Here is a 26995-nt window from a genome sequence, read left to right as displayed (position 1 = left end):
GCATAGGAACCTCCTTATCGCTATAGGTGTCCCTCCGCAGGCGAAGTACGTTTCCATTTCTAATATATAGCATTTGGCGCATGTTTACAATGGAAATTGAGCATAAATTCAAAAAAAGGTTTTCTGTAAGAAAACATTATCCCCCGAAGGTCAGCGCTCGATAAGTTCCGACTAACAGGGCTCGCCCTTGTCGCCGCGGTGCTTCCTTCCGCGGTCCGGCGGGCCGTTCATCTTCGTCGCCAACCATCAGAGCCACCTGGACACGGTCGCGGTTCTGGCCGGGCTTCCTCCGCGCCTCCGGGCGAGGACGACGGTCGCCGCCGCCGCCGATTTCCTCTTCGGCCGCATGAGCCCGGCCTCGCTCTTCACGTCGCTCGTGCTCAACATGTTCCCCTTTTTCCGAAAAGACAAGTTCAGGGCCAATCTCGTGCACATCGGCGGCTTCATCGACAAGGGACGTAGCGTGGTGATCTTCCCCGAGGGGACCAGAAGCAGGACCGGCGCCATGGGCGAATTCAAGAACGGCGTCGGCGTGATCGTCAAGGAGATGAGGGTGTCGGTCGTGCCTGTCAAGATCAGGCGTTCCTTCGAGCTCCTGCCCCACAACAGGAGGTGGCCCTCCCCCGGAGCCGTGGAAACGGTGTTCGGCCGGGAAACGCGCTTCGACACGCAGACCCCCGACGAGATAACGAAAACGCTGCAGAAGATGGTGGCGGAGCTTGAGTAATTTAAAGATCCGGACCGGAGGAGCGATGAACCGGCGGTGCCGTTATTGATTCCCCTCCTGCACCGTCATTTTTCCAACTGAATCAACCACCGCAGTATAAAGCTTGCTCGTGGCCGCGGTGATTGCATCCGTATCTTTCACGGCCTTGGTATCGGAAGTCACGGTGTTCCCGCCTTTGCTGATTTCCGCAGCGGGGCTGGCGGTTCCGGGCGCCACGCCGTTGATGTTCACCGTATTCCCGCCCTGTGCCTTGAATTGAACGCTGGTCGAGTCGCGGCCCGTGTTCATGACCCGGGCCTGAGGCGGCTTGCCTGAACAAGCTGTTATCAATAAAGCGGCAGCGATCGCGAGGGCGAATAGAGGTTTCATGAAATCTCCTGTGTATAGTTGGTTTTACATCCGATGTTTTAAAACGGTTGGGCATAAAAATATATTCGGTCGCGGTCATGCCTGTCAAATAAGGAAATCAAAAAAAGTTTGAAAGCACCATTGCTTCATGGGGTCAAAATGCCATCCAGAAACAAAAAACCCCCGCCTCTTCCGGAAGCGGGGGCCATTATTTTCAACGAGCCGCCGGCCTATCTCACCACGAAAAATCTCTTCGCCGCATTTTCCTTCCCGTCAACAACCATGCGCACAAAGTACATGCCCGCGGCCATGCGCGCGCTGCCGGGGATCCGGGCGACGGTCCATCCGGCGTGCGCCGCCGTCGGCTTCTGGCTGAACACCGTTCTGCCGGACGCGGACAGCACGGCGTAGGAGACCATGGACGGTCTTGTCAAATAATACTTTATCGTGGTCCCGGTTACATCAAAGCCGTGCAATGCGGCGGCGCGCGACCCGTTGGCGCCTTCCGGCATCGCCAGGGAAGTCTGTCCCGCCGACAGCGGCACAATGGTGTACGAGGCGGTGCCGCTGCCGAGCCCGGCGGACGCGGCCGTTACCGTGACGTTTCCCGGCGTAAAGGTCGACCGCACCGCGACGTGGCACATGCCGCCCTCCGCCGAGAGATTCGGATCAAGCGGCGAATGGTATCCCACCGGCTGGCCGTCGGTCACGAACGCATCGGTGCCGCCGCGGTATACGCAGGGGCCGGTGACCGAAAACGTGACGATATTGGTCGCGGTCGGGCACAGGTTGCCGTTGGCATCAACGACTTTTGCAAGCAGCGTCGCGCAGTCGGTGCCGTTGGCCGTGATGTTGAACACCGAGCCGTCGGGCTTGACGAGCCTCGGGTCGACGGTCAGGTCGATGTGGTCGGGGTTGCCCGCGGTGACTTTCTGATCGGTACACACCACCTTGCCCGTCGAATCGAGTCCCTCGGCGAGCAGCGTCCCGGCCGCCCAGGTCACGTTGTCGTACCAGGCCTGACACGGCAGCGTGGTTGACGTTTGCGACCTGTCGTCTCCCGAGGTTCCCGAGGGCCCGAGCGGCACTTTATCCCCGAGACTGGTTCCGTTCAGCAGCAGCCGGACTTTGGGGCAGTTGCTGAACACGTTGACGCGCACCGTGCCGCTGCGGTTCCAGTGGTGCGCGATGACGATGCCGGGCCTTTGCGAGAAGGGAACCCACGCGACACCGTAGATTTTGTAAAGCAGTTTGGGAAGGCGGTTCGCGTCCATGATCGACGACCCGAACGACCGCGCCGTGCGGGTGTCTCCGAGGAACGGCCCCACCTCGCCAGGCGCCTCGGCAAGATACCAGTGCGCAAGACCGAAGGCCTTGGCCGCCACGGCGTTTTTCCAGTTTATCAGATACGAGGCAGCGAACTGGATTTCGTAGTCCCAGGCGAACCGCGACGCGCGCGCGGGACCCGCGTCCCACGCCTCGGCGCCGAAGGCGGGAAAATTCGTGCACGCGGAATTCAATTTCTGCCCGGCCTCGCAGCCGGCCGATGAACATTCGATGACGTCGGAGATGCCGGCCTTGCAGCCGTCGAGATACGACCGGTCGGACTGCGCCCGGAGCATGATGGGGTCCCACTGGTGCGCAAGCGCCTTGAGCGCCCGCGACAGGCTGTCGATGATGCCCGCGTTGGTGACCTCCCACATGAGGATGCTGGGATGGTTGCGGTCGCGGACGATCATGTCGCGGTGCAGTTCGCCCTTAAGGATAATAATGTTCTGGGTGATGTTGTTCGCCTGGAATGCTCCCTCGCCGTCGCCGCTGGGCTGATCGATCAGCACGCCGAACGCGTCGCATGCGTCAACAAATTCGGGCGTGCAGGTGGAGTGCCCCGGACGCCATTCCCTCCCTCCGCAATCCGCGGTGAGCTTGGCATCCTTCCACAGGAGCTCGTCGGGGACCCCGGAGGCGAGCGCAGGATAATTGTACCGGCCCGAAGCACCCCAAACATAATGCATCTTCCCGTTGAAATAGGGGTAATTCTGGTCCCACGTGACCTTGCATATGCCGAGCGGCGACGTGAACACGTCGACGGTGGCGCCGTTGACCTGCACGATGTGATACACCTTGTGCATGTACGGCGTGCCGTACGTGCTGTTGGCGGGATACCACAGCTTGGGATTGGTGATGTCGCCCGACTGGTCGAATACGTACGACGAGTTCGCGGCAATGGACTGGGGCGAACTTTGCTGAGAGAGAACGACATTGTCCTGCGCGTCGCAGACCTTGGTGGTGACCGTCACGGTCTGGGCCGTCGCGTTGTCGTTCTGCACGTTGGTCATAATGCGAACGGTCGCCGAGGCGTCCGAAGCCGCGGTCGTGCCCACGCACGTGCCCCAGTTCTTGACAACCGAATATACGTTGACCGGCACGTACACCTTGTCGGTGATGTGCATCCAAACCTTGCGCACCAGTCCGCCGTCGGCCTGGCCGAAGCGGAACGCCCCGGAAATCGCCTCGACATAGGTGCCGCCGTTATTGTTCACCTTGACTGCAAGGACGTTGTCCGCACCGCCGAACTGAACGTACGGCGTGAGGTCAACGACAAAGGGAATGAAGCCGTTCACATGCGTGCAAAGAGGGTTGATCGCGCTGTTTCCGGGGATGAACGTGCCGTTGATGTACACGGCGGCGCCGGTGTTCGCGCCTTCGAACTCGACGAACACCTTGCGGTTCGAGTACGACGCATCAAGCGTAAAGTGCTTGCGGTACCACATGGTGCCGCCATACTGGTTGCCGCCGCCGCTGATCATGTTGGTGTAGGCTTCGTCTTCATTGACACAATGCGGTACGCCCACGTCCGTCCATCCGGCATCACTAAAACCGGCTGTCTGGGCGTTCACGGGATCGCCTTTTGTGAATTTCCAGGGCGTGACCCCCAAATTGATGGTCACCCGGTTCGACGGTTCAGGCGTATATACTTCGGCATGAACCACGGACATCACAAAAACCAATCCAATACCTATTGCCGCAAGCCTGCACGTAGTCAGCATACTCCCCCCTTTTTTAAGTTAATCGATTAATATTGGAAGAAATTTTTATCTTGCAAATTCTGAGTCGTTAAAATCACCGGCGTCCGGATCCCGGCCGTTTGGAATCAAACATCACTTAATAATATATAGTAAATGGAAGCGATTATGGTGAATAAAATACCACGCGCCGCTCTTGAGGAACATGATTACCGCGACGAAAATCCGCAATGGCCGGTCCTCATGAAATGTTCATCGGCAAATATCGCGGAACATCTTTACTGGCCAAGGATCGCCGTCACCACGGAGTCCAGGCGCCTGCTGAACTTTCTGGCGCCCACGGTGCACAGGTGCTCGCAGTCGGAGGCCTCACTGTCGGCATAATCATGGTTTCCATCACGATATGCGTCATAAAAATGAAAATAACCGGGAAAGGTGTCTTCCCACGCCCTTATGGTGGTGATGACGGACTCCGCGGTCGCCCAACTGGGCCCGTATCGTCCGTAGGAAATTGTGTTTTTGTAATAGGGGCTTTCCGGCGTGATATACAAAAGGAAATGAATTTTTCTCTGGAACAGCGTGCCTGCCACCTCCTTGAGAATGGCCGTATTGATCTGGTACTGCGGATCATCCGTCGACCAGGCGGTGCCTCCCCCGGAAAGGTCGGGGCTGCTCCCGCCCCATCCTTTGCATAGCGACCCGTGATCGATCCCGAGCGTATCGACCGCCGGTAGATTCGGACAGGGTGCCAGGGCCATCAGTTTTTCGAAATCACGGGGAAGCCCCGCCTTCCAATAATCGTGATTCCCGTCGTAATTGAAGCCTACATTGTTTTGAATGAGCGTCCACGGCGTAAAAAAATCCTGCCAATTCATGGTTGCAGGGATCAAATCGCATCCGACGAGTTTCAGGGCCGGACTGTGGTTTAAGAAATACCCCTCCAACAAGAACTTTGCCACGGAGAACGGGCCGCCGAAAATCGCCATGTTCGCGACCTTGTTTTCGGTAAAATAATCGGGATCGACGGCGTAATAGGTGTGGGAGCTTCCGAAAAACACCACGCTCATGGAGTCGTGGTGCCGCCAAAATCCCTGCATCCGCTTTGTCAACACACCCACGTTATACGACACCGCGGGCACGTCGTAGAGCCCCAGGCTGTCCAGATCAAGCGAGTCGTTCACGGAAGACGGCGCGATGGATCCCGGCGCAATCCACAGCGCCGGCTCCTCGAGTGTGGTGCCCGAAATGATTTCCTGGCTCACCTTCGTATTCAGGTTGAGGATGTAAACGTCGTGCGATATGTCCAGGGCGTTGCATGCGGTCGCGATGGTAAAGCGGGCATCATTCGACCATTCAACATTGTGCCAGCAGCTTTCGCCGTCCGGATAACGGTACCAATTGAGAATCGAGTCGGTAATATCCGCCATAAAAATGTATTGATGGACCCCGTACACCGTTCCCGTCAACGCGCTTGTAATGGGACATCCGAAATCCAGAAACAGGCACCGGCCGCTGAAGCTGCTGTCGGTGCAAATCGACGCGTTGCATGCCTGGGTGGATCCGTCGGCCGGTTTTCCGTTTTGCGGCGGCAGGAAAAGCTGGTGATCCGTAGCGGCGGCAAGGTCGCGCATGATAAGGCTCCGGTAGCCGGTCACGAGGTACCTGCCGTCCGCCGACCGTCCACCATGAAAGCCGCCGTTGCCGCTCAGCAGTTGCCAGTTGCCTACCGTGGCTCCCGCGGAGATCCGCCACATCCGCGTCTGGGTCTGCGGCCATTCCGGCAGCGTGTTGTCGATTGCCGACGTGGTGAACACCAAGAACGTGTCCCACGTGGCCGGGTCCACCCACCACCGGGGGGCAAATGCGCTGTCGCACGGAAGTTTAAGCGGCGTGCCGCCGAGCAGGTTCCTGATGCAGATGCCCGCCGCGCCGGAGGCGCCCTCGCCGGCCGTGCAATAGGCCACATACCTGCCGTCGGGAGAAATGGACGGAACATTGACATTAGAGACATCCCTGAATTCGAAAACGGCCGGTATCGGATTGCTGTAATCCACGTAGCACAAGGTGCGCAGATTGTCGGTCACATTAACAAACGCGACCTCCACGCGCGTCGTGCCCACGATCTGCTGGGTGGACGGGGCGAGCAGGTTGACGGCGTTCGTCACGATTCCGGAAGTGTCGGAGGAAATGTACGATGGGCCCGGGATGGCGCCGAGCGCGCAGCGGAAACCGATGTACTCGGCGTATTCCGACAGCGACATCGGATAGGTGGTCTGGCGGCGCGAGGGCCGCAGCGATATCAACCCGTGCTCAAACGACCCGCCTTTAAGAACCTTTTCGCACCCCTGGTCCGGCGACGGCGCCCCGCAGGAATTGGTGATGCTTTTTCCGGTATACAAGCATTTCCAATCCTGCGTCCATTCAAAGACATTGCCGGCCATGTCGTACAGGCCGAATTCGTTCGGCGGCTTTTCGGCGACGGGGTGAGTAGTACCCTTTGCGTTTGCGGAATACCAGGCATAGGCCTGCGCCGCGGCGCTGTCGGCAAGATGCGGAAAGGGAATCACCGACGTCCCCTCACGCGCGGCATATTCCCATTCCGATTCGGTCGGCAGGCGATAGCCGCCGGCGCCGGTATTGATGCGCAGACCATTGAGCGCATACACGCTGCCGCCCTGGCTCTGGGGGGCGCCGAAATAGACATACACCGTGTCGAGGTTCGCGCGCTTGCTCTTCTGGTTGCAAAACAGGACCGCGTCGTACCAGCTGACGTCATACACGGGGAACCGGCCTCCTACGCCGTACGCGCTTGTCAACGGCACCGGCTGCAAGCCGGTCACGTTTGCGTATTCCTCCTGGGTCACCTCGGTGGTATCAAGCCAGTAATCATACGTGAAACGGCTCAGCATGCCCGGCTGTTCGTCGGGCGTGCTTTGCGAGTCGTTCGCGCCCTGCATAAAGGATTTCCCCGCCGCGGCGATTTTCCGCATGCCCGCAGGGGTTTCATCCGGCACAATCTTTACGGGCTTGTTCGGGGAACATCCGAGCAGCCACACAAGAGGCAGAACCAGGATCAGCCTGCCTGCAATGGCAATGATATCGCTATCCATATGACACCATTTTTGCTATCTTTGGGACGGGCAACTAATCAAAATTACGGACATTGCACCGGATTGTTTAAAATACCAACCGCACGGGATGGTTGACAATATTCAGATCGCGCCTTCAACGCACGATTTCGCGCTCGTAAAAACAACGCCGGAATTTCAGGAACGGCCCTGTTCGAAGAATCCAAAAGATCGCTGGCGAATAGTTATATTTATTTGAAACCATAATGTTATGCGGCCGTTCAATGCTCAATTGCAAGGATCAAGGATGAGAACAACCGGGCAAAGGATTCTTCAGTTTGCCGTCGCGGCATGCCTGTTTTTCCTTTTCGCGGGATGCGCGCCGTCGCTGCCCAAGCGGGCCATCGTGGAGATCACCGACGAATCGCAATGCCGCGGCTGTAAAGACCTCGGCATCGTGACCGGCGATTCGCACTGGGGCGGCCTCACCGGCCAGGACTTGAGCCTGGACGTTGCGAAGAAACGGGCATTGCATTTCGCCGCGGCAAAGGGCGCGACGCATATCCTGTGGCTGGACATGAAAAAGGGCGTTACCGGCGCTTCGGTTTCGGGAAGGGCCTATGCATCAACGGCGTCGAACGGCAATTCCGACTCCGCAACTGCGGCGCGCGCGCCGACGCCGTCTTCCGCGGCCCGGACCCGCGCGCCCGTGAGCAATGTTGCGGTCATGCGGTTCGAAACAACCGGCGACGACAGCGGCGTTTCCGCGGTTGTCACCGATATCTTCACCAATCAGTTGCAGGCGGACGCAACTTTCAAAGTGATGGAGCGTTCGCAGATCAGCAAGATCCTGAGCGAACAGGGATTCCAGAACAGCGGTGCGTGCGGTTCGGCGGAATGCGCGGTCGAGATCGGACGGCTGCTGAGCATCGACGCTGTTTTCATCGGCAGCATCGGAAGGCTCGGCCAGCGGTGGGTGATCACGGTGAGGCTCGTGAGCGTCCGCACGGGCGAAATACTTTCGCACGCAACGAAAGAGGTCGGCGGGAAAGCCGACAAGCTGAGCGCGGCGGCGGTGCAGATGGCGGATCAGCTTTCGCGGCAATAAAAGCGATGCCGCCGCTTGTATCAAAATACAGAATTGAAAACCACGTGACGGAACATTTATAATAATTGCCCAATTCTACGTTGGCCGAATTAGTAAAAGTTGATCGTGAAAAAATGATTTAACAAGAAAACCAAATCAATTCAAAATCCAATTGTTTTGATTAATCGATTAAGACCCTCCTTTTTTTCTCATCAATAACTTTCGGCATTTTCTCTGCAGATTGGCACGAAAATAGCGCCTTAATTACGATGCAACTATTGTATTATCCATATTTTTAAACAAGGAGGGCATTATGACAACAGCAATAGACACCTCCCAAGTGCGCGCCTTTGCCAAGGCGGACGAAGTAAGGACTTTTCCAAAGGGAAAATTGGAATTACTGAACATCAACGGCGGTACGGTGGGGCGGGCCACGCTGGAACCTGGATGGAGATGGTCCACGTCGGTCAAGCCGGTTGCGAAAACGGAATTCTGTGAAGCGCCACATTTTCAGTACCAGGTAAGCGGCACCCTTAAAATCGTGATGGAAGACGGCAGGGATTTCACGTCCAAGGCCGGTGATTTGTCGCTATTGTCAAGCGGCCACGATGCCTGGGTCGTGGGCGACGAGCCGGTAGTGCTCGTTGATTTCCAGGGAATGGCCAATTATGCGAAACGGGAGTGACGGTCGTGTTTGAGCAGGCGGGGCGCTCTCTGCCCAAAATAAGCAGGAGCGTCCCGTTTTTCTTACGTCATCAGACGCCATCGTGCCGCCACGAATTTCTGCGACAGACGCCTGCCGTTGTCAACCGGTGTCGCCACATAAACGCCTTTCGGCAATGCCGCCCCCACCGACTTCAAAACATCCGCGGACCGCATCGCGTGAAACGGGCAACGTTTACGGAACGCACCGTCTCAGGAACATCGCGGAGAATTTACAAAGAATAAAAACCCCGCCTCTGTTCAGAAGCGGGGTTTTACTGCAATAAGCAAGGAACTTATTATTCCGTTTTTTTTACCTCGAAACCAGCATTTGCTTTGTCGCCAGCATATGGGCAGACTTGAGCGTAACAATGTACAGGCCGCTGTTCAGGTACGGAACCGCGATGCATCCGGATTCTTTGGCCGCGGCGTGAAACACCAGCTTTCCGGAGCAGGAATAAATTTCCAGCGTCGCCGGTTCGCCTCCGCCGTAGAGGTACTTCACTTCCCTGTTCTTCGTTATCGTGACGGACGTATTTCCGACGAAAGCGTAATTCATCGTCGGCTTGTTGTCGCTGATGACGGGCGACGTGGGCGGAAAACCGAAATCTAGGACATAATCGGGTCCATACTTAGCATAGTCCCCTAGTGAAGCCGGAAGATTAGGCGATGGACACGTAAACAGGCTCGCGGGGTCGTCCAAGGCAAAACTGTACGAGGTGGGACAAGCCGCCTTCTTCAGAGCACGGCACTGGGTGTTATCCTGGCAATAAATGCCGTTGGTGTCGAGCACCCCGTTGATGGTATCCAACTTCAACATGGACGCCGGAACGGTCAAATACAAGTCTGTAACGCAATCACCCTTGCCCCCGCAAGTAAATTGGGAAGTTCGTTGCACCGCCTCGTCCAACGCGGCGCTGTCGTGGTAGAACGTTCCCGGCAGCGGATAAAACAACAGGGGCAGGTTATATCCGTCAACGAGACTCACATCGTACCAATCGGTATGCCAGTTTGCGGCGGTCCTTGAGTCCATGTTGATCTCGGCGAGAGAGAACGGCCCGTTTTGATATTTAGGGTCCCAATATCCCCAGATTCTTGCCGATGCCCAAGTGTTTGGAATCTGAAGTATCGTGTCATGTCCGATCTTAAGCGGAAAAGTAAAGCTCATGCCGCTGCCGGTCGCGCGGACGGTGAGGTCTTTGTGCCAATAATTATGCAAGTAGAAATACCGTGTGCCGGCACCGTATTGGCCGGTATGGGGCCAGGTATCCGCTATTGCCGGAGAACATTCCGAACATGGCACGATTGTATCGACGGCGGCGGAAACCGCCAGCGGAAGCAGGACAACGGCCAGCAGCAGTATCTCAGAAAAAAACCTTTTCATAAAAACTCCCGTTCTTTTGAAGAAATTGAATTGGTGGATTTCATTTTCTTGTCTTGTTTTAGGCGCCGAAGTCTTGGCCCATAGAGAAATTTACAGTATTTCTTTAAAAAATATGGAAAAAAGTTGTCCATCGTTCCTGACAGCTGCGACTTTTTCCGTTTTTCCTTTATTTATGCCGGAAACGTTTCCGGCGTTTTCCAGCGCGCCTTTCTCCATTTCCAGCGGCATGCCATAATCGAAAATATAAAGTTTACGTAGGTATTTGTCAAATAAGAACGTGCCCAGGCTGCAAGAGCGGAAAAACAAAACCCCGCCTCTATTCGGAAGCGGGGGTATTTGCAATCACGCCGACACTTACTCTATAGGCCTTTTTACCGCGAAACCAGCATTTGCTTTGTCGCCAGCACACGGTCCGACTTGAGAGAAACAATATACACGCCTCTGTTCAGCTGCGGAACGGCAATGGTTCCATAATCGTTGACCGCGGTCCGAAGCATCAGTTTTCCTGAACAGGAATAGATTTCCAGCCACGCGGGTCCTTGTCCGCCATAGAGGTATTTCAGTTCTTTATTCCTGGTTATTGTAATTGATGCGTTCCCGAGAATAGTACGGTTTATCGCCAGCTTCTTGTTGTTGTCAACAAGAGAGGTCGGCGGCAGTCCGAAATCAAGAATATAGTCTGGTCCGACCGCGGTGCCTGCGGCATTCACGGTCGGCGATGGACAGGTAAACAGGCTGTGAGGATCGTCGTAAGGATAACTGTACGAAGTTGGACAAGCAGCCTTTTTTAGAGCAGCGCAGGGTGAACCAACATCACCACTGCAATAAAACCCGTTGGTGTCGAGTACGCCGTTAATGGTATCCAAATTCAACATTGACGCCGGTGCGGTCAGATACAGGTCTTTTGTGCAGTCATCCTCCCCTCCACACGTCCATCCCTGCCGGCCGTAGGTCGAGTCCAGTTTGGGATTATCGGGCGGGAACGTTCCCGGCAGCGGATAATACAACATGGGAAGGTTGTATCCGTCAACCAGGCTTACATCATACCAATCGCACCCCCAGCCGGCATGCGACGTGATTTCGGCGAGGGTAAACGGCCCATTGGCATATTTGGGATCCCAAAGGCCCCAGATTCTTGCAGATGCCCAGCCATTTGGGATCTCAATGATTGTGTCGTGCCCGATTTTCAGCGTGAAGGTGAGGTTTGTCCAACCGGCGCCGCCGTTGCCGTTCACGTGAACGGTGAGATCTTTATGCCAGTAATTGTGCATGAAGTAATGCCGCGTGCCTGCGCCATATTTACCGGTATGAGGCCACGTATCAGCAACTGCGGGAAAACATTCCGGACAGGTAAAGGTTGTATCGGCAGAAACGGCGAACGGAATTAAAAGAACGGTCAACAGCGCCAACTCGGAAAGAAACCTTTTCATAAAACTCCCCCTTCAAGTAAAGATATGGAATAAGATTTTGTTGTCTCGCCCCGTCTTAAACGCTAAAGTCTCGTCCTATAAAGAAATTTACAGCATTTTTTCCAAAAAACACGAAAAAAGTTGCGCACCGTCGCAGGATGCGCTTTACATAACGGCGGGGTCACTTTACAAATGCAATTTGTCAAGCCTTCCTTTGAACGGCCGCCACCGCCTGCCTTACTGGAAAAAATAAGGTTAGCTGCGATGCTTGTCAACGCAAAAAAATTACCGGCTTTGAAATCGCGAAAATAACGGTGGAAATGGAGTAGTAATCTCTCTAAAGGTAGATTGAATCTGGTGGGTTTCTGCCTGCCGTGTCCAAAGAGTTGGAGGCACCCCTGAGAACCATCGAGTCATTGCGGTATCCCGGTTTGGAAAAAATTACTCTGCATGAGTCCGCCTCATAGGTGGTTGTCCCCCACAGATTTTTGATCACATAGATACCTATATCAACTTTAATGTAAAAATGACCCGTGGAGTCGCTGACCGTGTTGACATCAGGAACAGGGTTCTTGAGATGACCCCAAAAATCCGTCAATGTGACGGATGTCCCCTTGAGAACCGTGCTGTCTTTTGCGTCAAACGTTATGCCTGCGATTCCGAACAACCGGTCGGATAATCCTTCGCTCGTGCAGCCATCATAGACAAGCAATGCGGCACATAAGAGCAGTGGAGCAAGTAATTTTTTCATCTTCATTCTCCGTTAGCAAGGTATTGAAAAGCTCTTTATTCACCCTTCGACAGGCTCAGGGCGAATGGAATAGTGCCGAAATTCGCTCAGAAAAACACCTTTCGTGCAACCGTCACTATTTCTTCAATTGCCGTCCGTCAACAATTATTTCCCCGCCCCGCTGTATTCCATTGCCTCGTCAATGGGAAACGTCGCGTCGAAATGCAGTATTCTTCCCTCGTCGGTGTTGGTGCGCACGCCGAGCTGGACATAACGTTCGCGATAGAGCAGTTTTCGCTCGGGCCGGTAGCCCGGCGCGCCCTGACGCGCGACAAACCCTTTTTCGGCTTCGCGCAGGGTGGCGCTGAATCCCTTCAGGTCCGCCACCGGCTTACCATCAACCTTCTCGACGATATACCAGCGTTCGGCTCCCCGCATTCCGCCGTGATATCGGTGGTATCCGAACATGCCGTATCCGAAGCGTTTCGACATTTCCAATCCAGCGTGACTGGCAAGGCTGTTGGGTTCCACATACGTCACCAATACGCCCCCGGCGACGATTTCGGGAACAGGGACATTGAACATGCGGACATTAAACTCGTTGAAATTCTGCGTGACGAAATCGCCCCAATATTCATATTCCGGCTTTTCATACAATCCCATGTTCGGCAGCGAGGATATCATGTCCTGCATGACGCGGTTGGTCATGGTGCGCAGGCTGTCCCCCGTAGGGACGCCCGAACACGGCCGCACATACCACAGGGTGATTTCGTCGCCGATCGAACTGGTGAAGATCATCTCCATCAAATGGATCTTCGCCAGATTGCTGTTGGAAACCCCGTCCTTCGATTGCGGCCAGCGGGACATTTTCCCCGTTGACACGCGGTACCCTTCAAAGTCAAGCGCGCAGCAGATTTTCCGCTGCTTGTTCGCAAACCCCACGATGATATCGCCGGCCTTGAGGCCCCATGCCTCCGCCATGCTTTTCGGAAAAACCTCGCGTACGATGACGCCCAGTTCGAACAGCACGACCTCCTCCGGAGCGCCCGCGAGCACGAGCGTGCCGGTCGAGTTCTTGGAGAGAACGACGCCGAGCATCGGAATGTGCAGACCCACGCTTCCGGCCTGGTTGTTTCGTATGCGTCCGATGAATTCGCGGACAATGGCGATGGGGATGAGCCAGCCCTGATTGCCCTGCCAGTCTCCCAGCGCGGGGATGCCGACCACCTTGCCGGTGGCGTCAAGCGCGGGCCCGCCGCTGTTTCCCGGCTGCACGACGCCGCCCGGGCCGACCTCGATGTACTGGTGGTTGCTGTAAAAATCCTGCAGCCCCTCGTGCTGGTACTGCCGCCCCGTCACCTCGGCCTGTATCACTTTCAATTCATCGCTGACGGTGGGATACCCGAAAATGGCGAGCTGATCGGTCTGTTTCAGCGAGTCGGAGTCGCCAAATGTCAAGTACGGGACCGCCGCGAACCCCGTGTGTTTGTGATAGCGCATGCGTTCGTCCTGCGGCAGTTTGAGCACCGCAAGGTCCACCGACCCGCTTCCGCCGACGCCCATCACGTCGACGGTAAAGGTGACGTTGCCCGACGCCGGCGTCTTGATGCGGATGCTGCCCTTACGCGCGTCCTCCACGACGTGCGCATTGGTCACGATCTCGCTGTCGTTGAGGAAAAAACCGCTTCCATGTGCACCGACGTCGTCGCCTCCGGTGTAAGATTCGCTTTTGCGGGGATTGAGCTTTGTCTCCTCCATGTTCACGACGGGCGTTGACTCGATGCGCACGACCGCGTTGCAGTATTTTGCATTGAGCGCCTGGAGGTCGATGCGTTTGGCTCCTGCCGACAGCTCACCCTCCTGCGAAGGAAACCCTTTGGCGGCGCCCGCTGATATAGTGAAGACGATCATGAAAAGAAGCTGCCATTTGCCCAGCATGTTTGCGATGCGTCTCATATGCTTCCTTTAGATGATGTAAATGGTCAATTGATTGTATAATTCCCGGCCACGGCAAAAATCGCCATCACCTTGCCCGTTCCTTGTAACAACGCCGCCTGCGGCACCGATGTAACAATTATATTTTCCTCAGCGTGTTTTTGTCAATAATCGTCACGAATTGCCCTTTTCCCCCATCCCTAAATCCATCCGGGACTCACGCTTGCCTCTATGCAGCATTTCCTTCCTTTCACCAAGCACCGGTCGCCCCGATTCACAGGACCGTAACGGATTTGATGTCCTTCTTGTCAATATTGTTAAATTTGCGATTGTTCCTTATAATGACTAAAAAAAACAAAGCCCTCCGCCTCTTTTCTAAGGCGGAGGGCTTATTAATTTTTTTGGGGCGGCAGGCTTTCATGCACAATAGCCTGTAATGAGGCAAACCATTGTTACCTTCCTCCGGGGCCGTTTACCTGATAGACCAGTATTCCTACCACAATCCCCAGCATGATAACAACCGCGGTCAGCACCGTGAACCCGATTTTCACACGTGTCTGGTCCCTGGTCGGGTGATATTTCTCCATGTAGATTGCGCAATGTTCCCTGAGTTCGGTCAACTGAAAGTACTCCTCATTTGACATGGTTGCGGTGTCTTTCTTCTGCAGGGCAACAAACTGCGGTAGGGTGCAGGGATTGATGCTTTCGCATTCGTACACCATGTTGTCAAAGTACCGGGCCTCGTTGCCGGTCATCGAGGCGATGGTGGGCCTCGACTTGAGGATTTCATTGAGCTGGAAATCGTTACAACGGTCACCGCTGCCGTGCCGCCCGTGGATTTTGAGGAAATATTCATATTCCGGGTCCGACATTTGACCTATCGGCGTCTGGCTCAAACGCTGGAACAGCGTATCCGTCGTCCCCGCGGCATCGACGTAAAACAGGGACGCGGCGAAAACAAATACCATCAGAGAAATTTTGACTCGATTATCCATGACCTCTCCCTTCTGAGAATCAATTGGCGTTTTTATGGACGCGAACGCTTAAACAAATTGGAAATCCCGCGGGCGACCGTCGCGCTTCGTTATTACTGTCGTTTCTTGCCGGTCATAGGTTCAAAATACCCGAGCCCGTGGATCGGGGCATCTTTTTACGGATTGTTTACTCCGGAAGGGTCCTCACGTAATCCGACGGCAACTTACCACTCTTGATCCATAATAAAAGCCCCCGCCTCTTCCCGGAGGCGGGAGCTTCAAATTATTCCGGCCGAATAAATAATTACCGGAGTCTCTTTACCTTTGCCGTCTTCAACAAACCGCTGCTCGTGAAAATGCCCCCAAAGTACTGCTGATCGAAATTCGCGAGCTGTTGCTTGATGTCGCCGGCCTCGGCCTCTTCAAGGGTCATGGGCATGCAAATGTTCGTAAAGCACGCGAGCGTCACCCACGAACAAATGCTCATGCACTTGGTTATCGCGTCGGGCGGGACCGAGCCGGTGGCGGTTCCCTGGAAAGGCACGTATTGGTATTTGCATTCGTCCCAGTTGTCATCCGCGCCTTCGCAGAGCAGGGCGCCGATCCCCGAGGGCGGTTTTGCCAGCAGGTCGCGGGCGATTTCCTTGAGCACGCTCTTGAGCATCGTCTTCAGCAGGTCTTCCGCGATGGTGGTGGGGCCGAACTCGCCGCTTCTCTTTGCCGCGGCCAGGGAGCGCTTGACCTTGGCAAAATGCGAAGGAAAGACCCTTGTCATCTCGATGCACGCCTGGGCAGTGGAGAATACGACGCACAGGTACCGGTAATACGCGGTGTTGGCCGACCGGGTGTATGCCAGGCGCAGCAGATCGTTGTATTGGTTGATGCCGTTTGAGGCGAAGAAAGCGTGGACCGGCATGGTGTCGAAAGCGGGGACCGCCGTTTTGCATTTGCCAAGCAGCACGTGGAGGTCGCCCGGGTACAGGCACAGGGTGAAGGTGTCGGTCACGGTGTCGGCGCCGTACAACAGGTGCACCACCTGATAGGGATTGATGCTGTCTTCGCCGTTGGCGGTGACGACGATGGTAAACGAGTCGATGGACCAGTTGATCGGAAGCAACTCGCGGCTGTAAACGATCCGGTAGGGCCACTGGCCGTTTGGATTCGTGAATTGCACGTAATCGACGTCCACGAAATCGGGCGCTTCGGTCGTTCGCGTTCCAAAGAACGACAGGGTGGTGCCCGAATCCCCTCCCGGCGCACGGTAGATCTCGTCGGTCGATCGAGTCACCGTATTGCCGGCGCCTCCTATCACGATGACATCGTTGAGAATCAGTTCGTTGGTTCTATTGTCGTCCGGAACGGTGACGTTGAGCGCGGACGCGACATATTGGGTGAGAGGAACCCTCACGGTCATCGAATTGAAGTCCGACACCAGCAGCGTGTCGACCACGGCCAGCGTCTTTGAAAGTTGCGCGGGACGGCCCGGAACCTGCGCGCCTTGCGCGGGCGCGGAGCCAAGGCCTGGAAAACGGAAAATCATCGCGTCATGCCCGATGAAGACCCGGGCGATGGCGCTCACGGCCATCGCGGGAGACGCGGGAGGCACGATCGAGATGAAATGGCTGCCGGGCGAGAAATCCGCGGGCGGTATGTTGTAAAGCATCCTGCCGAGGCAATCGAACAGCTCAACCGCAACCGGCGTCCTGACAGAATGAATGGTGAAAAAGAGCTTGTTGCCACGTATGGCGGCTTCGTTTTTCGCAATCACCGAAGAAGCGGGGTGCCGCACGCCGACATCGCCCTGGAGCGTGAAATTTCCGTTGTCATCCGTTGAGTCAATCAACCCGGCATTTACGAGCATGACGATTGCTCCGGAGCGCGGATTACCGTTGGCATCGGTCACGGTGCCGGAAAGGTCCGATTGAATCACGTTCTGACCTGATGCAGCGCCGATGATGCCCGTCGCGAGCCAGATCATCCCCATGAATTTTTTATTCCTCATTTATCGCCTCTTTCTTGTAAATGGTGGCACCATTCCGCCGAGATCGCCTGCTATTGAAACCTTCCTCATCTCTTTGCCTCACGGAGCCGTGGGCGCCTGGATCGGCAACTGCGCCGCCCCCGTTTTAAGGAGAGCGCCCGAACCCAGCAACGTTGAGTCAATGCCGTTAAACACGATCGACAGGTTGTCTGCATAGCCGTCATTGTTAGTGCCATCAGTGCGGATCATGAGGATTTCAACGGTCGCTGTTCGTGTTTTCGCGGGCACGGGGCCCTCGGACGATTGCGGCAGGAGCCCGGTCTGGTTTGAACGGTCGCTTGCCAGAACCGGCCCGATGCTCCCCGTGCCGAGTTCGTGGCCTTGGCCGTCCTTGAAAGTCACGGACACCGTTGAGTTATCATCCTGGCCATCATATCCGCCCAGCCAGCCCGATAAGGTATACGTGACGTGGCCCTTGTCAATGGAAGAAGCATAACGGCTCACGTCGATGGCCTGGGTGAGCGAAGACGCAGAGTCGTCCTGTCCGCCGGAAAAAAGGTTCAACCCGCGGTCCGCGGGGCCGGTGTCGGTAAGCGCCGGCCATAAGTTGATTCCATACTGCGCCGCGGTTGCTTCGCCCTGAGAAACCCAGCCCGGCGTGGTAACAGGCGTTCCGTCGATCGATCCGGCGGCGGCTTCGGCGTTTCCATTGACTATCAAGTTCTGGGTTGATCCGGTAGCCGTCGGTCCCGTTATCGCAGCGCCGCTTTTTTGGCCGCTGCAACCGAGGGCGAGCGCAACGGCTGCTACCAAGATTATCCGGACCAATGCCCGGAAAGGCAGACACGCTGTTGAGTTGATCATCTGCAGGTCCTTTCCCTGTGAACGGTATTTCTTTTTGCGGGTGAGCTTTTTCATGGAGATAGATGGCCGGCGTTTCGCTTATTTCTCGTTTAATCCCTTCAATTGCCCGACGCGCGGTTAATGGGGATACAAAATATATGCATTTTTGGTCATTATGTCAAGTCTTAATATGACGGTCACTATGATTGGTATTTTTGCGGCTCAACAAGCGGATCCGCAGATCCATGGATTGACACGGATTAATTCCCGGGGGGAAGTCCCAATGGTTGCGTTTGGCAGGAGCCCTTTAACAATTCTCTAACGAATCGTAATCGCCTGCGTCTCACGGATCCCCGAACCGGTGAGCGCCTCGGCGAAAACAGAACGCTCCGGGACGTCATGTTGGAAAATGATCAAGGCAGCTATCCGCAAGCACCTGGGTGGGATAATTATCTCGAGAGGAAGATATTGGTAAAATTGTTCAGTTATTTGCCCGATCAGGCTTGTAGCGATTTTATGCCGTGTCCGCCCCAAGTAAAGTCACTTTTATTGGCAAGTTTCCCATAATGGAAAATGGGTTCCAAGATTTGCAAATTCGGCAGCGACCCTCACTTATTTCGCCAGGGAGGAAACACGAAATATCGGACTTTGGAGGATTGAGCCTTTGCGGGCAGCCCCGCTTCAACGTTTTTATTGGCTCATCGCCGCAACTATTCTCTTCTTAAGCTCAATGGCGGTGCCGTCAAGGCCGAAATCTTTCTCGCATGCTTCGAGCAGGTTCAACGATTCCGCAAGCCTCTTCCCGTTATACAGTTCCACGGTCCAGTTGTAATATGCGCCCTTGATGTTTGAGACCAGGGCCTTTCGGTCCTCGTCCTTGACCGAAAGCGAAATTGCCTTTTGCAAAAGCCGTATCACCGTGCTCCAGTCTTTTTGAGGCCAGAGCCGCGCCGCCCAGCTTCCGTAAATATACGACTCAAGATACCGCATCCACGGCAGGAGGTCGGGATAGCGGGAAAACCGCTGTGCGACCGCCTCTGACTCCTCGAACCTGTTTTCCTTTGTGCCTTTATCAATGATCAGCTGCACGATGACGCCGATGTTGTTGACGAGCTTTTTATAGTCGGGCAGGGCGTCGGAGGCATGAGCCAGTATGTCGGCGGCGGTGTCCGCCGCCGCTGGAGCGCCCGTGGTCTTGAAAATCGCGAAGGCATGACTCAGCCGAAGCGAAGCGACCATGTAGCCGAACGACGTGTCGCTTCCGCTGACCGAATCGATCGCATGGACCACGGGCGCCATTTTCTTAAAGAACCGCGCCATTGACGGATAGTCCTCCGTCCGCTGCAATTCTATCACTTCGTTGTACAGCGCGACAAGGCGGCAGTGTTCATATTCCTTTACGCCGGGATAGCAAAACCCCATGGCCTCGAGCAGGCGGTAGCGGTCGGCGTCGGCCATTCTGCCCGCCTCGGTGTGCTGGTTGATCATGTTGCGGACCACCGCCTCGAGCGGGGAAATGATTTCGCGTTTTGTATAGTCGCCGAACGTCGGCATCACCAGGCCGCGCGCCTTGAACCAGTTCCCGTCGTAGCGCTCAAACGAGCTCTTGTCGTTCTTGAAATCGTATCCCTGCTTGCCGGTGGTCTCGATGTCTATTTTTCTCCCGTCCCGCAACGTCTGCTGCACGAACACGTGGGAAGGAATGACCGCGATGTTGACATTCAGGCCCAAATAGCGGGCGCAAACCACGTACAGGAGCGCCGAACTGACGCAGTTGAATTTCGCCGACGCGAACACCCCGGAAAGCTTTGACTGCGCGAAATCGTATCCCTTGAGCTCGTCATCGACGAAGCGGTGCCTGAAAAATTCGCGGCACACGCCGTCGAAAAGAACCTTGCCGCGGCCGTAATCCGAAGTGTCCCCGCCCGCGTCACGACGCACCTTTTCCACAAAAGTAAGAACACGGCCGTGATACGCCTCCCAGGTCGCCTGGTCGCGCACATCGCCCGAAGCGAACAGGGCAAGCGCAAGCAGCGCGTCGGGATCGCCTGCCCGCGCCTTTTCCTCGCCGCCGAGCGCCATGGCGTCGAAATCGGTGAGAGGGGACCAGATCGGCAGGTCGGTGTTGCCGCAGAGTGACGGCGCCTGTTCAACGGTTTTCACGACGCGGTGCGGTGTGCATGAAAAGAGAATGAGAGCGGCAGTCACGGAAAGAAGTGGAACGCCGGATTGAAAGGAACGGAACCGCATGATGCGACCGCCTTTTTAAATAATCTGCCGGGGTGCGCCGTTGAAAATAGCTTAAGGCAGAAAGGTTTGTTTGTCAAAACAAGGACACGCGGACGGCGTGATAGGCGCATGAGGGCCGGGAGAAGAACCCACCGCCTGTCCTCGTTCGGCTTGGCATTTATTGACATTTGATAAACTGGCGCGGTGGGAGTCGTGCCGTCCTTGGTGTCGTAAACGGTGTAAGAGGTCGCGCCCGAGACCGGCTGCCAGGAAATTTCCATGGTGGTGACCGTTCCCGTCAGCGAAACGCCGGCAGGCGCGGAGGGGGAAAACCCTGGAATTTCAGGACACCTGTTCCACAAAAAAATTGCACTGATCAGTATCCCTGCAACGAATCGGTGTCTTTATGCTTTGACGGGTCCTCTTTGTCTTCCCTTTCAAAATCGGCGATGGTCTGCTTATAGTCCCCTTCATTAAGCATCGGGGCCTTTTCCGCCGGATTGATTGCGATATAATCCATCCCCTCTTTCAGCTGATCTTCAAAATCTTTCGGATTCGATCCGCTGTATCCAGTGCGTGCGGACTTGAACCCGAAGTAGAGAATTTGCTGTAGATAATACACTTTGCCTGCTTCGAAATTGATTTTCGCGCAAGCCTTGTTTTCTGCATCACCGACCACGTAGCGCGACCCCGGGTCGACCTTGGAGATAAAAAAGCACTTCCCCACCGTTGTCCCGATATACTTCCCGTCGATAAAGTTGTGAACCGGCATGCGGGGTCCGAACGAAGTGCTGCGGTAAATTACCAGTGCCGCCTTGGAAGCGTTGGCATGCATATCTGGTTTTGTTTCGATTTTTAGCATGAATGGATTTCCGCATCCCGCAAGCACGATCAACGCTGCTGCAACGGTGACTATCTTTTTAAGAGACACAGCGACCTCCTTTTGCAGGGTGATAAGCATCTATTTTGAAGAACGGCTTCATGGGAGAATATAGGTATTCCAAACGCACTTGTCAATTTTGTTCGGAATTTCGCCTGTAAATCTTTGGGAAAAACGAATGAGCGGAGGTTATCACGGAGGCAACACGGCCGGCTTTACCGACCGCAATATTTGACGTGCAATCAAATCCGGATGGAGCGCCTTGGTTGCTTCGGTCGTCGCATCAACCTTTTTGCCTTGTTCGTCATAGAGACCGCCGTAAACCGTGAACAAAAAGACTTTTGAAAGGGTGTCGGCCTTGGAGGAGATAAAATTTTGTATCCGGGGGTCAACTTCGTTTCCGGCCTTTATTGCGCTGAATACTATTGAAATCTTATACGATGACGCGTTTTCTTTTTTTATGTTTGAGAGCTCGGCTTCCTTTACACGGCATCCCAGTTTTGAGAGACTATCGTTCAATATTCTGGTGACGGCAATTTCCAGGCCGCTGGAATCTCTAACGATGAGAACCGATTTCTTTTTGGGTTTCTCCGTTTTTTTATTAACGTTTTGAGCAAAAACAAATGAACAAGCGATGGTGCACATGACTAGAAGAATGACAGCAAATTTTCTATTCATTTTCGCAACTCCAAAGTTAAATTTCAGGTCCGTAGAAAACAAAATAGTCTCTAAACAGTTTCCAGCGATGCACGGCGTTTAAAGTAAAATACTAAATGCAACGTCGGGGGCAAGTAAGTGCTGCCGGGAAAAACACGGCCGGGACGACACGGAGGTACTTTATTAGTTTCATTGAAAGATTATACAGAGCGCCCATGCGCAAAAACCGCCAGAATTCTAAGCAAAGCCGACATTGCAGTAACACATGGATAGTTTTTCATACAGGGCACCCGTAGGGAATCACTTCCCCACCGAATCCATCCACGACACGACATATTCACACACTGCTTCCCTGCCGGGTTCATCGTGAATCTGGTGATAGAATCCGGGCCATACCTTGAACGTGCAAACGGGACCGGCCTTTTGGGCGAAATGCGCACTTGCCTGTTCGGACGTGATGCGGTCCGCATCGCCGTGCATCAGAAGCAACGGATACTTCATCTTGTCGGCGTTGGCCAGCAGCCAATCGCCCGCTTCGAACATACCAATGAAGCGGGCAGAGACTCGATTCTGCACGAGCGTGTCGTTCTTGATCGAAAGCTTGGTGAGCGAATCGCGGGTGACATCTGCCAGAGCAAGTCCGTTAGGCATGCTGAAGGTGGGCCAGAGCACATTCATCACCCTTCCCAGAGCCATTTTCCACACGGGCGGTTCGGTTGTTGTCTTGATAAAAGGCGCAGATGCAATCACGCCGGCCGCGCTTGTGCCTCGCCGGATCGAGTAGTTGAGAACAAAGTTCCCTCCAAGGCTATGCCCATACAGAAAAAGTTTCTTTCCGGGATACATGCCTTTTACTTTTTTCTCAAACAGGGAAATGTCATCCAGCGCGGCGTCCAACGACGGGAAATGGCCGCGCTGGCCCATTGATCTGCCGTGCCCCCGGAGATCGAACGTGGAAACAGCGTACTTTTTACTGCAAAACATTGACGCGTACCTTGCGTAGCGTCCGCCGTGTTCGGCAACGCCGTGGATGAGAAAAACCACGGCCCGCATGGTGTCGATAGGTTCCCATGCCTGGAAGTACAGCGCAAGCCCGTCCCTCGAATGAAACCCGCCGCTGGCGTGCCTGATGCCAGTAGCGGCCGTGTCCCACTTCGTGACGGTGTCGGCCAAGCCGATTGCGGAGGGCGGATTGTTTGAAGATTGACATCCGCACAAGATGACCGCAAACGCCAAGAGGAAGAAAGCTCTTTTCATGAGCAATTATCCTTTCCGTGGGGAAAGGGTAAAATAGGAATTTCCTGCCGCGGCGGTCAAGGCGTCAGAGACAAGAAATTCCCGAAACAGCCTCTTTACAGAAGCGATGTCCTGATATTGCCCAAGTGATATTGCCGCCTGTCCAAATACTACCTTGGTCGGTAAAAACATGCCCGGGTGTTTTGGAAGTTGAACTGATTATCTCCTTCGTCTCCTGGGCATAAATGGAAAATGATGCCGCTATAAGAAAAAGGGTAACAACCTGACGCATAAAAAACATCTTTCATGTTTTTGTTAAAGTGTGGCATGCAAGTTAAGAACTATGTATGACACGCAACGTTGGGGACCGTATTCATCCGTTACCTTAATCCATCCATAATATTATTAAAACATGGGCGAAGATGCAATGGCCAATAAAAAAATGTTTTCTTTAGGAAAACTCGTCCTTATCGGATTAAGTCAATATTATCGATAATTAAGCGACTACTTGCTATGGCAGAATGCGGGAGTGTCATTATAAGATCGAAATGGAGTGCCGAGCATTCCTAGATCATTTGGAAACCGGGAATACTCCCATGAACAGGCAAGAAATGATTAACAGGTTTATAGCTTGCGTAAAGAAGGCGCCTTATATTGACTATTCAAATTGGATTATCGGCATCTCCAATGATCCGGATAAGCCATACCGCGCATCCTTAGATAAGGTTACACACTGACGAAGGTATCCGTGCCGCACCGTTATAAATGAAGCGACGCTCCTCACCCCATCGAGCGCGCTTTCTAAACTCCGTTGATGATCCGCCGGATGTCCATCTTTTTTTCGTCGATGACGCCGAAATTAAGGGCCTTGTCCGGCAGCGCGCCGGTGATTCCTGCCGAGGCCCTCAGGTACCGAGGCATATCGTTGGCGCCGAAAGCGGCCGCCGGCTTTTTATTGAGCCGCATCATCTTTATGGCCTGCATTTCGGCCGTGACGGGATCGGTGCTCATGATTATTGTCGTCGGCGGGACCATGGCATTGGCAATTGAACCGTCAATGGAGGACGCGTAATTGTAATAATTGACTGATGCCGAATGGGGGCTTCCCGACGCCTCCTGCGCCCCGAAAATCCCCACGCAGATTGAGAGCACGGTCTTGTCAAAGACGACGCCGGTGCCGTTGATGTCGCGGAGATAGCCGGGCGCGGTCTCCTCATTATGGTCCACTTCATAGGAGCCGTAATGGTTTTTGAATCCAAGCGTAAACCCTTCATAAGCCTTTCCATGCCCGCCGGGGCGGAACACATTGATGAGAAACGTTGAGCGCAGTGACGTTGCGTATTGCCTTCCCCGCGCTCCATCGGTATAACCTGTCCCCATGGTGTCGTACACCAGTTTAATGCCGGGGAAATTTGCGGCCGTATAACCGTAATTGGAAAGATTATTGCGGCACCGCATATCGTAGATAGTGATATTCGCGGCGGGGATCCTGGCCCCATTGAAATCCATCTGCTGCAGGCCGTCGGTGATGGCCCGGACCGATGACCAGTGGGGCGCGATAAGGCTGTTGGCGCATCCGAGGGGAACTTTGACGGCAATCGTCGACGTCGCGGCGAGCGATGAAGGAAATACCGCTTTCCAGGCTGCCCCAACGGCGGTCTGCCCGGTGAGCTTTAGAATGGATGCGTTGACCATGTCGCCGATGACCGACGGTACCGCGGTTGGGTTTATCCCGTTGAGTGTAACCGCGTTCTTGTTGAAATTGATGACCACCCGTCCCGGCCATTTGTTGCCCGGACCGGGCTTAAACGCCGTTTTTTCCGAAGCATCGCCGGCGAGTATTGTCCGAGCGAAGCCGGCCGGCAATGCCATTGCCGCCGCGGCAGCCGCCGAGGAATTTATAAACGACCTGCGTGAAATCTTCATATTAGCTCCTTGTTTCTGTTTGGTTTTCCCGCTCTTGAACGTAAACTGATTTCGAATATCCTGTGTTGGATATTTCCCGTAGCAAACTGCCATTTTATACTTTTAAGGGAAATCTGCTTTTTCATTGGTGGGTTGAGAGTATGTGTGGCTTTCCTTTACGGACGTTTCTATTTTCCTCCTTTTACCACCTTCATTTGCACTTTGACTGCATTCGGCCTCACCTGATAATATACGGATTAATAGCGTTTTTGTCAATAATGCAACATTTCTCTCTTCGCTTTTAGTCAAGCAGATCAAATAAAATACCACGCTTCTCCACAGAGGCGAGGGCCCTTATATTAATCTTGCGGCGACCTACTCTCCCGCGAAAGGTGCCCATGCAGTACCGTCGGCGGCCGTATCCTCTGCGCAACAACCACTGGAAATTTTAAAGATCAGATTACAAATTCCAGATTCCAAATTTTGAATAACCTAATTAATCTCCTATGCCGAAATAAAAACTTTAGCTTGAATGGATTGTAGCAGGAAAAACACGGCCGGAACGGCCGTGGAACACGGAGGAGAATTATTTTGGATCAAAGGTCACATGACCCACCCGTCCGCCTATTCCTCCCTCGTATAGACCACCTGCGCGCTGTCGCTTTCTATTCCTTCGATCCTGCCGGGCCCGATCAGTTTCATGTGCCGGTTGACAATTTCCGGCCTGTCCTCGCCGACGAACTGCTTTGAGAACGACACCTCTTTTTCGTTGACTTCCAGGATTTTTATGTTGAAACGATGATGGTCGTGCACCCAGCGGCCGTTAACCTTCTCCTTCTTTAGGATGTGGTACTCGACCCCGTTCCTGATTTCAAATATCTCAAAATCGGATTCGGCGCCGTGGGTCCATGTGTTCCGCCAGATTCCGGGGAAAATTCTGTCGGCCGAAACGGCCGGGCTTTTTGTCTTTGAAGATTTTGCGAGCATAATACCTCCCTGAATACGTGAATGTCCCAAATATTAATATGAATTTTCTTTTTCTACCATCCTCGGATTCCCCAAAGCAACTGTTTGACAATCTGCGCCTTTCCCGCTTTATTTCCTGCGGTAGTCAAGGTTTTAAAACGCTCCTCCTTGCCTAAGAATATAGAGCATCATGCCCTTTTTGTCAATATCGTAAAATTTCCATCACCGCTTTTAGGCAATCGAACCCAAATAAAAAACCCCCGTCTCTTCTCAGAAGCGAGGGCCCGTAATTTAATCTGGCGGCGACCTACTCTCCCGCACAGTTGCCCATGCAGTACCATCGGCGCGGCGGAGCTTAACTGCCGTGTTCGGTATGGGAACGGGTGTTTCCTCCGCGCAATAACCACCAGAAATTTTTCAAAGATTATCTTTGAATATATCCTGATAATGAAGCACACTTTCGTTGTGATGTAAATAAAAAGCACCAAGCCGCACGGATTATTAGTATCACTCGACTGAAGGCATTACTGCCCTTGCATCTGTGACCTATCAACCTTGTAGTCTTCAAGGATCCTTTAGGGGGGTTAAACCCCACGTGATATCTTATCTCGAGGCTGGCTTCCCACTTAGATGCTTTCAGCGGTTATCCATTCCGTACATAGCTACCCAGCCGTGCCCCTGGCGGGACAACTGGTGCACTAGAGGTACGTCCGTTCCGGTCCTCTCGTACTAAGAACAGCTCCTCTCAAATATCAAGCGCCCACAGTGGATAGGGACCGAACTGTCTCACGACGTTCTGAACCCAGCTCACGTACCGCTTTAATTGGCGAACAGCCAAACCCTTGGGACCTTCTCCAGCCCCAGGATGCGATGAGCCGACATCGAGGTGCCAAACCTCGCCGTCGATA

At 54.3% G+C, this 26995-nt stretch carries 19 protein-coding genes and 2 rRNA genes; 3 read left to right on the top strand and 18 right to left on the bottom strand.

Translation table 11 applies throughout. The annotated features are described in order from the left end of the window. Nucleotides 1-187: 187 nt before the first annotated feature. Nucleotides 188-727, top strand: a complete 540-nt coding sequence (locus VLX68_17440) for a lysophospholipid acyltransferase family protein (protein ID HUI94026.1) — start codon at nt 188-190, stop codon at nt 725-727. A 42-nt stretch (nt 728-769) separates the two neighbouring features. Here VLX68_17440 and VLX68_17435 read toward each other — a convergent pair whose 3' ends face one another. From VLX68_17435 to VLX68_17425, 3 genes are all read right to left on the bottom strand, one after another. Further along, nucleotides 770-1096, bottom strand: coding sequence for a hypothetical protein (locus VLX68_17435; protein ID HUI94025.1), 327 nt, complete (start codon nt 1094-1096; stop codon nt 770-772). A 209-nt stretch (nt 1097-1305) separates the two neighbouring features. Next, nucleotides 1306-4125 carry a DUF4982 domain-containing protein gene (locus VLX68_17430; protein HUI94024.1) on the bottom strand — a complete coding sequence of 940 codons (2820 nt, stop codon included), beginning with the start codon at nt 4123-4125 and terminating at the stop codon, nt 1306-1308. A gap of 254 nt (nt 4126-4379) precedes the next feature. Further along, nucleotides 4380-7211 (bottom strand): SUMF1/EgtB/PvdO family nonheme iron enzyme, encoded by a 2832-nt coding sequence (locus VLX68_17425; protein ID HUI94023.1) that lies wholly within the window; start codon nt 7209-7211, stop codon nt 4380-4382. Nucleotides 7212-7476: 265 nt separating this feature from the next. On the opposite strand from VLX68_17425, the gene VLX68_17420 reads away from it, so the two are divergent. Both VLX68_17420 and VLX68_17415 read left to right on the top strand, forming a co-directional pair. Further along, nucleotides 7477-8277 (top strand): CsgG/HfaB family protein, encoded by an 801-nt coding sequence (locus tag VLX68_17420; GenBank protein ID HUI94022.1) that lies wholly within the window; start codon nt 7477-7479, stop codon nt 8275-8277. Between the two features lie 292 nt (nt 8278-8569). Further along, nucleotides 8570-8941 carry a cupin domain-containing protein gene (locus VLX68_17415; protein ID HUI94021.1) on the top strand — a complete coding sequence of 124 codons (372 nt, stop codon included), beginning with the start codon at nt 8570-8572 and terminating at the stop codon, nt 8939-8941. Nucleotides 8942-9271: 330 nt separating this feature from the next. Here VLX68_17415 and VLX68_17410 read toward each other — a convergent pair whose 3' ends face one another. The 15 genes from VLX68_17410 to VLX68_17340 all read right to left on the bottom strand — a co-directional run. After that, the gene (locus VLX68_17410) at nt 9272-10342 is read right to left on the bottom strand and encodes a thaumatin family protein (GenBank protein HUI94020.1); all 1071 of its coding nucleotides are present in this window, start codon (nt 10340-10342) and stop codon (nt 9272-9274) included. A gap of 371 nt (nt 10343-10713) precedes the next feature. After that, complete coding sequence (locus VLX68_17405; GenBank protein ID HUI94019.1) at nt 10714-11772, bottom strand: thaumatin family protein; 1059 nt, start codon at nt 11770-11772, stop codon at nt 10714-10716. Nucleotides 11773-12088: 316 nt separating this feature from the next. Further along, nucleotides 12089-12502 (bottom strand): hypothetical protein, encoded by a 414-nt coding sequence (locus VLX68_17400; GenBank protein HUI94018.1) that lies wholly within the window; start codon nt 12500-12502, stop codon nt 12089-12091. A 144-nt stretch (nt 12503-12646) separates the two neighbouring features. Continuing rightward, a complete protein-coding gene (locus tag VLX68_17395; GenBank protein ID HUI94017.1) occupies nt 12647-14437 on the bottom strand; it encodes a serine protease in 1791 nt (596 codons plus the stop codon). 431 nt (nt 14438-14868) lie between these two features. Continuing rightward, nucleotides 14869-15411, bottom strand: coding sequence for a hypothetical protein (locus VLX68_17390; GenBank protein ID HUI94016.1), 543 nt, complete (start codon nt 15409-15411; stop codon nt 14869-14871). Between the two features lie 283 nt (nt 15412-15694). Continuing rightward, nucleotides 15695-17392 (bottom strand): carboxypeptidase-like regulatory domain-containing protein, encoded by a 1698-nt coding sequence (locus VLX68_17385; GenBank protein ID HUI94015.1) that lies wholly within the window; start codon nt 17390-17392, stop codon nt 15695-15697. Between the two features lie 78 nt (nt 17393-17470). Beyond that, nucleotides 17471-18289: a hypothetical protein gene (locus VLX68_17380; protein ID HUI94014.1), complete on the bottom strand. Its 819-nt coding sequence runs from the start codon at nt 18287-18289 to the stop codon at nt 17471-17473. A gap of 615 nt (nt 18290-18904) precedes the next feature. Further along, the gene (locus tag VLX68_17375) at nt 18905-20464 is read right to left on the bottom strand and encodes a hypothetical protein (protein ID HUI94013.1); all 1560 of its coding nucleotides are present in this window, start codon (nt 20462-20464) and stop codon (nt 18905-18907) included. Nucleotides 20465-20819: 355 nt separating this feature from the next. Then, the gene (locus VLX68_17370) at nt 20820-21374 is read right to left on the bottom strand and encodes a hypothetical protein (protein ID HUI94012.1); all 555 of its coding nucleotides are present in this window, start codon (nt 21372-21374) and stop codon (nt 20820-20822) included. Between the two features lie 141 nt (nt 21375-21515). Continuing rightward, nucleotides 21516-22001 (bottom strand): hypothetical protein, encoded by a 486-nt coding sequence (locus VLX68_17365; protein HUI94011.1) that lies wholly within the window; start codon nt 21999-22001, stop codon nt 21516-21518. 279 nt (nt 22002-22280) lie between these two features. Continuing rightward, the gene (locus VLX68_17360) at nt 22281-23237 is read right to left on the bottom strand and encodes a lysophospholipase (protein ID HUI94010.1); all 957 of its coding nucleotides are present in this window, start codon (nt 23235-23237) and stop codon (nt 22281-22283) included. 780 nt (nt 23238-24017) lie between these two features. Further along, the gene (locus VLX68_17355) at nt 24018-25142 is read right to left on the bottom strand and encodes a hypothetical protein (protein ID HUI94009.1); all 1125 of its coding nucleotides are present in this window, start codon (nt 25140-25142) and stop codon (nt 24018-24020) included. A gap of 603 nt (nt 25143-25745) precedes the next feature. Next, on the bottom strand, nt 25746-26108 hold the full coding sequence (locus VLX68_17350) for a hypothetical protein (GenBank protein HUI94008.1): 363 nt from the start codon (nt 26106-26108) through the stop codon (nt 25746-25748). Nucleotides 26109-26381: 273 nt separating this feature from the next. Then, nucleotides 26382-26498 (bottom strand): 5S ribosomal RNA (rrf, locus tag VLX68_17345). A gap of 69 nt (nt 26499-26567) precedes the next feature. Further along, nucleotides 26568-26995 (bottom strand): 23S ribosomal RNA (locus VLX68_17340); the annotation flags it as partial.

The sequence above is a fragment of the Chitinivibrionales bacterium genome, from assembly GCA_035516255.1.
Lineage (GTDB): Bacteria > Fibrobacterota > Chitinivibrionia > Chitinivibrionales > FEN-1185 > FEN-1185.
The sequence above is the reverse complement of the archived record's forward strand: the minus strand, read 5'-3'. Positions and strand labels throughout refer to the sequence as shown.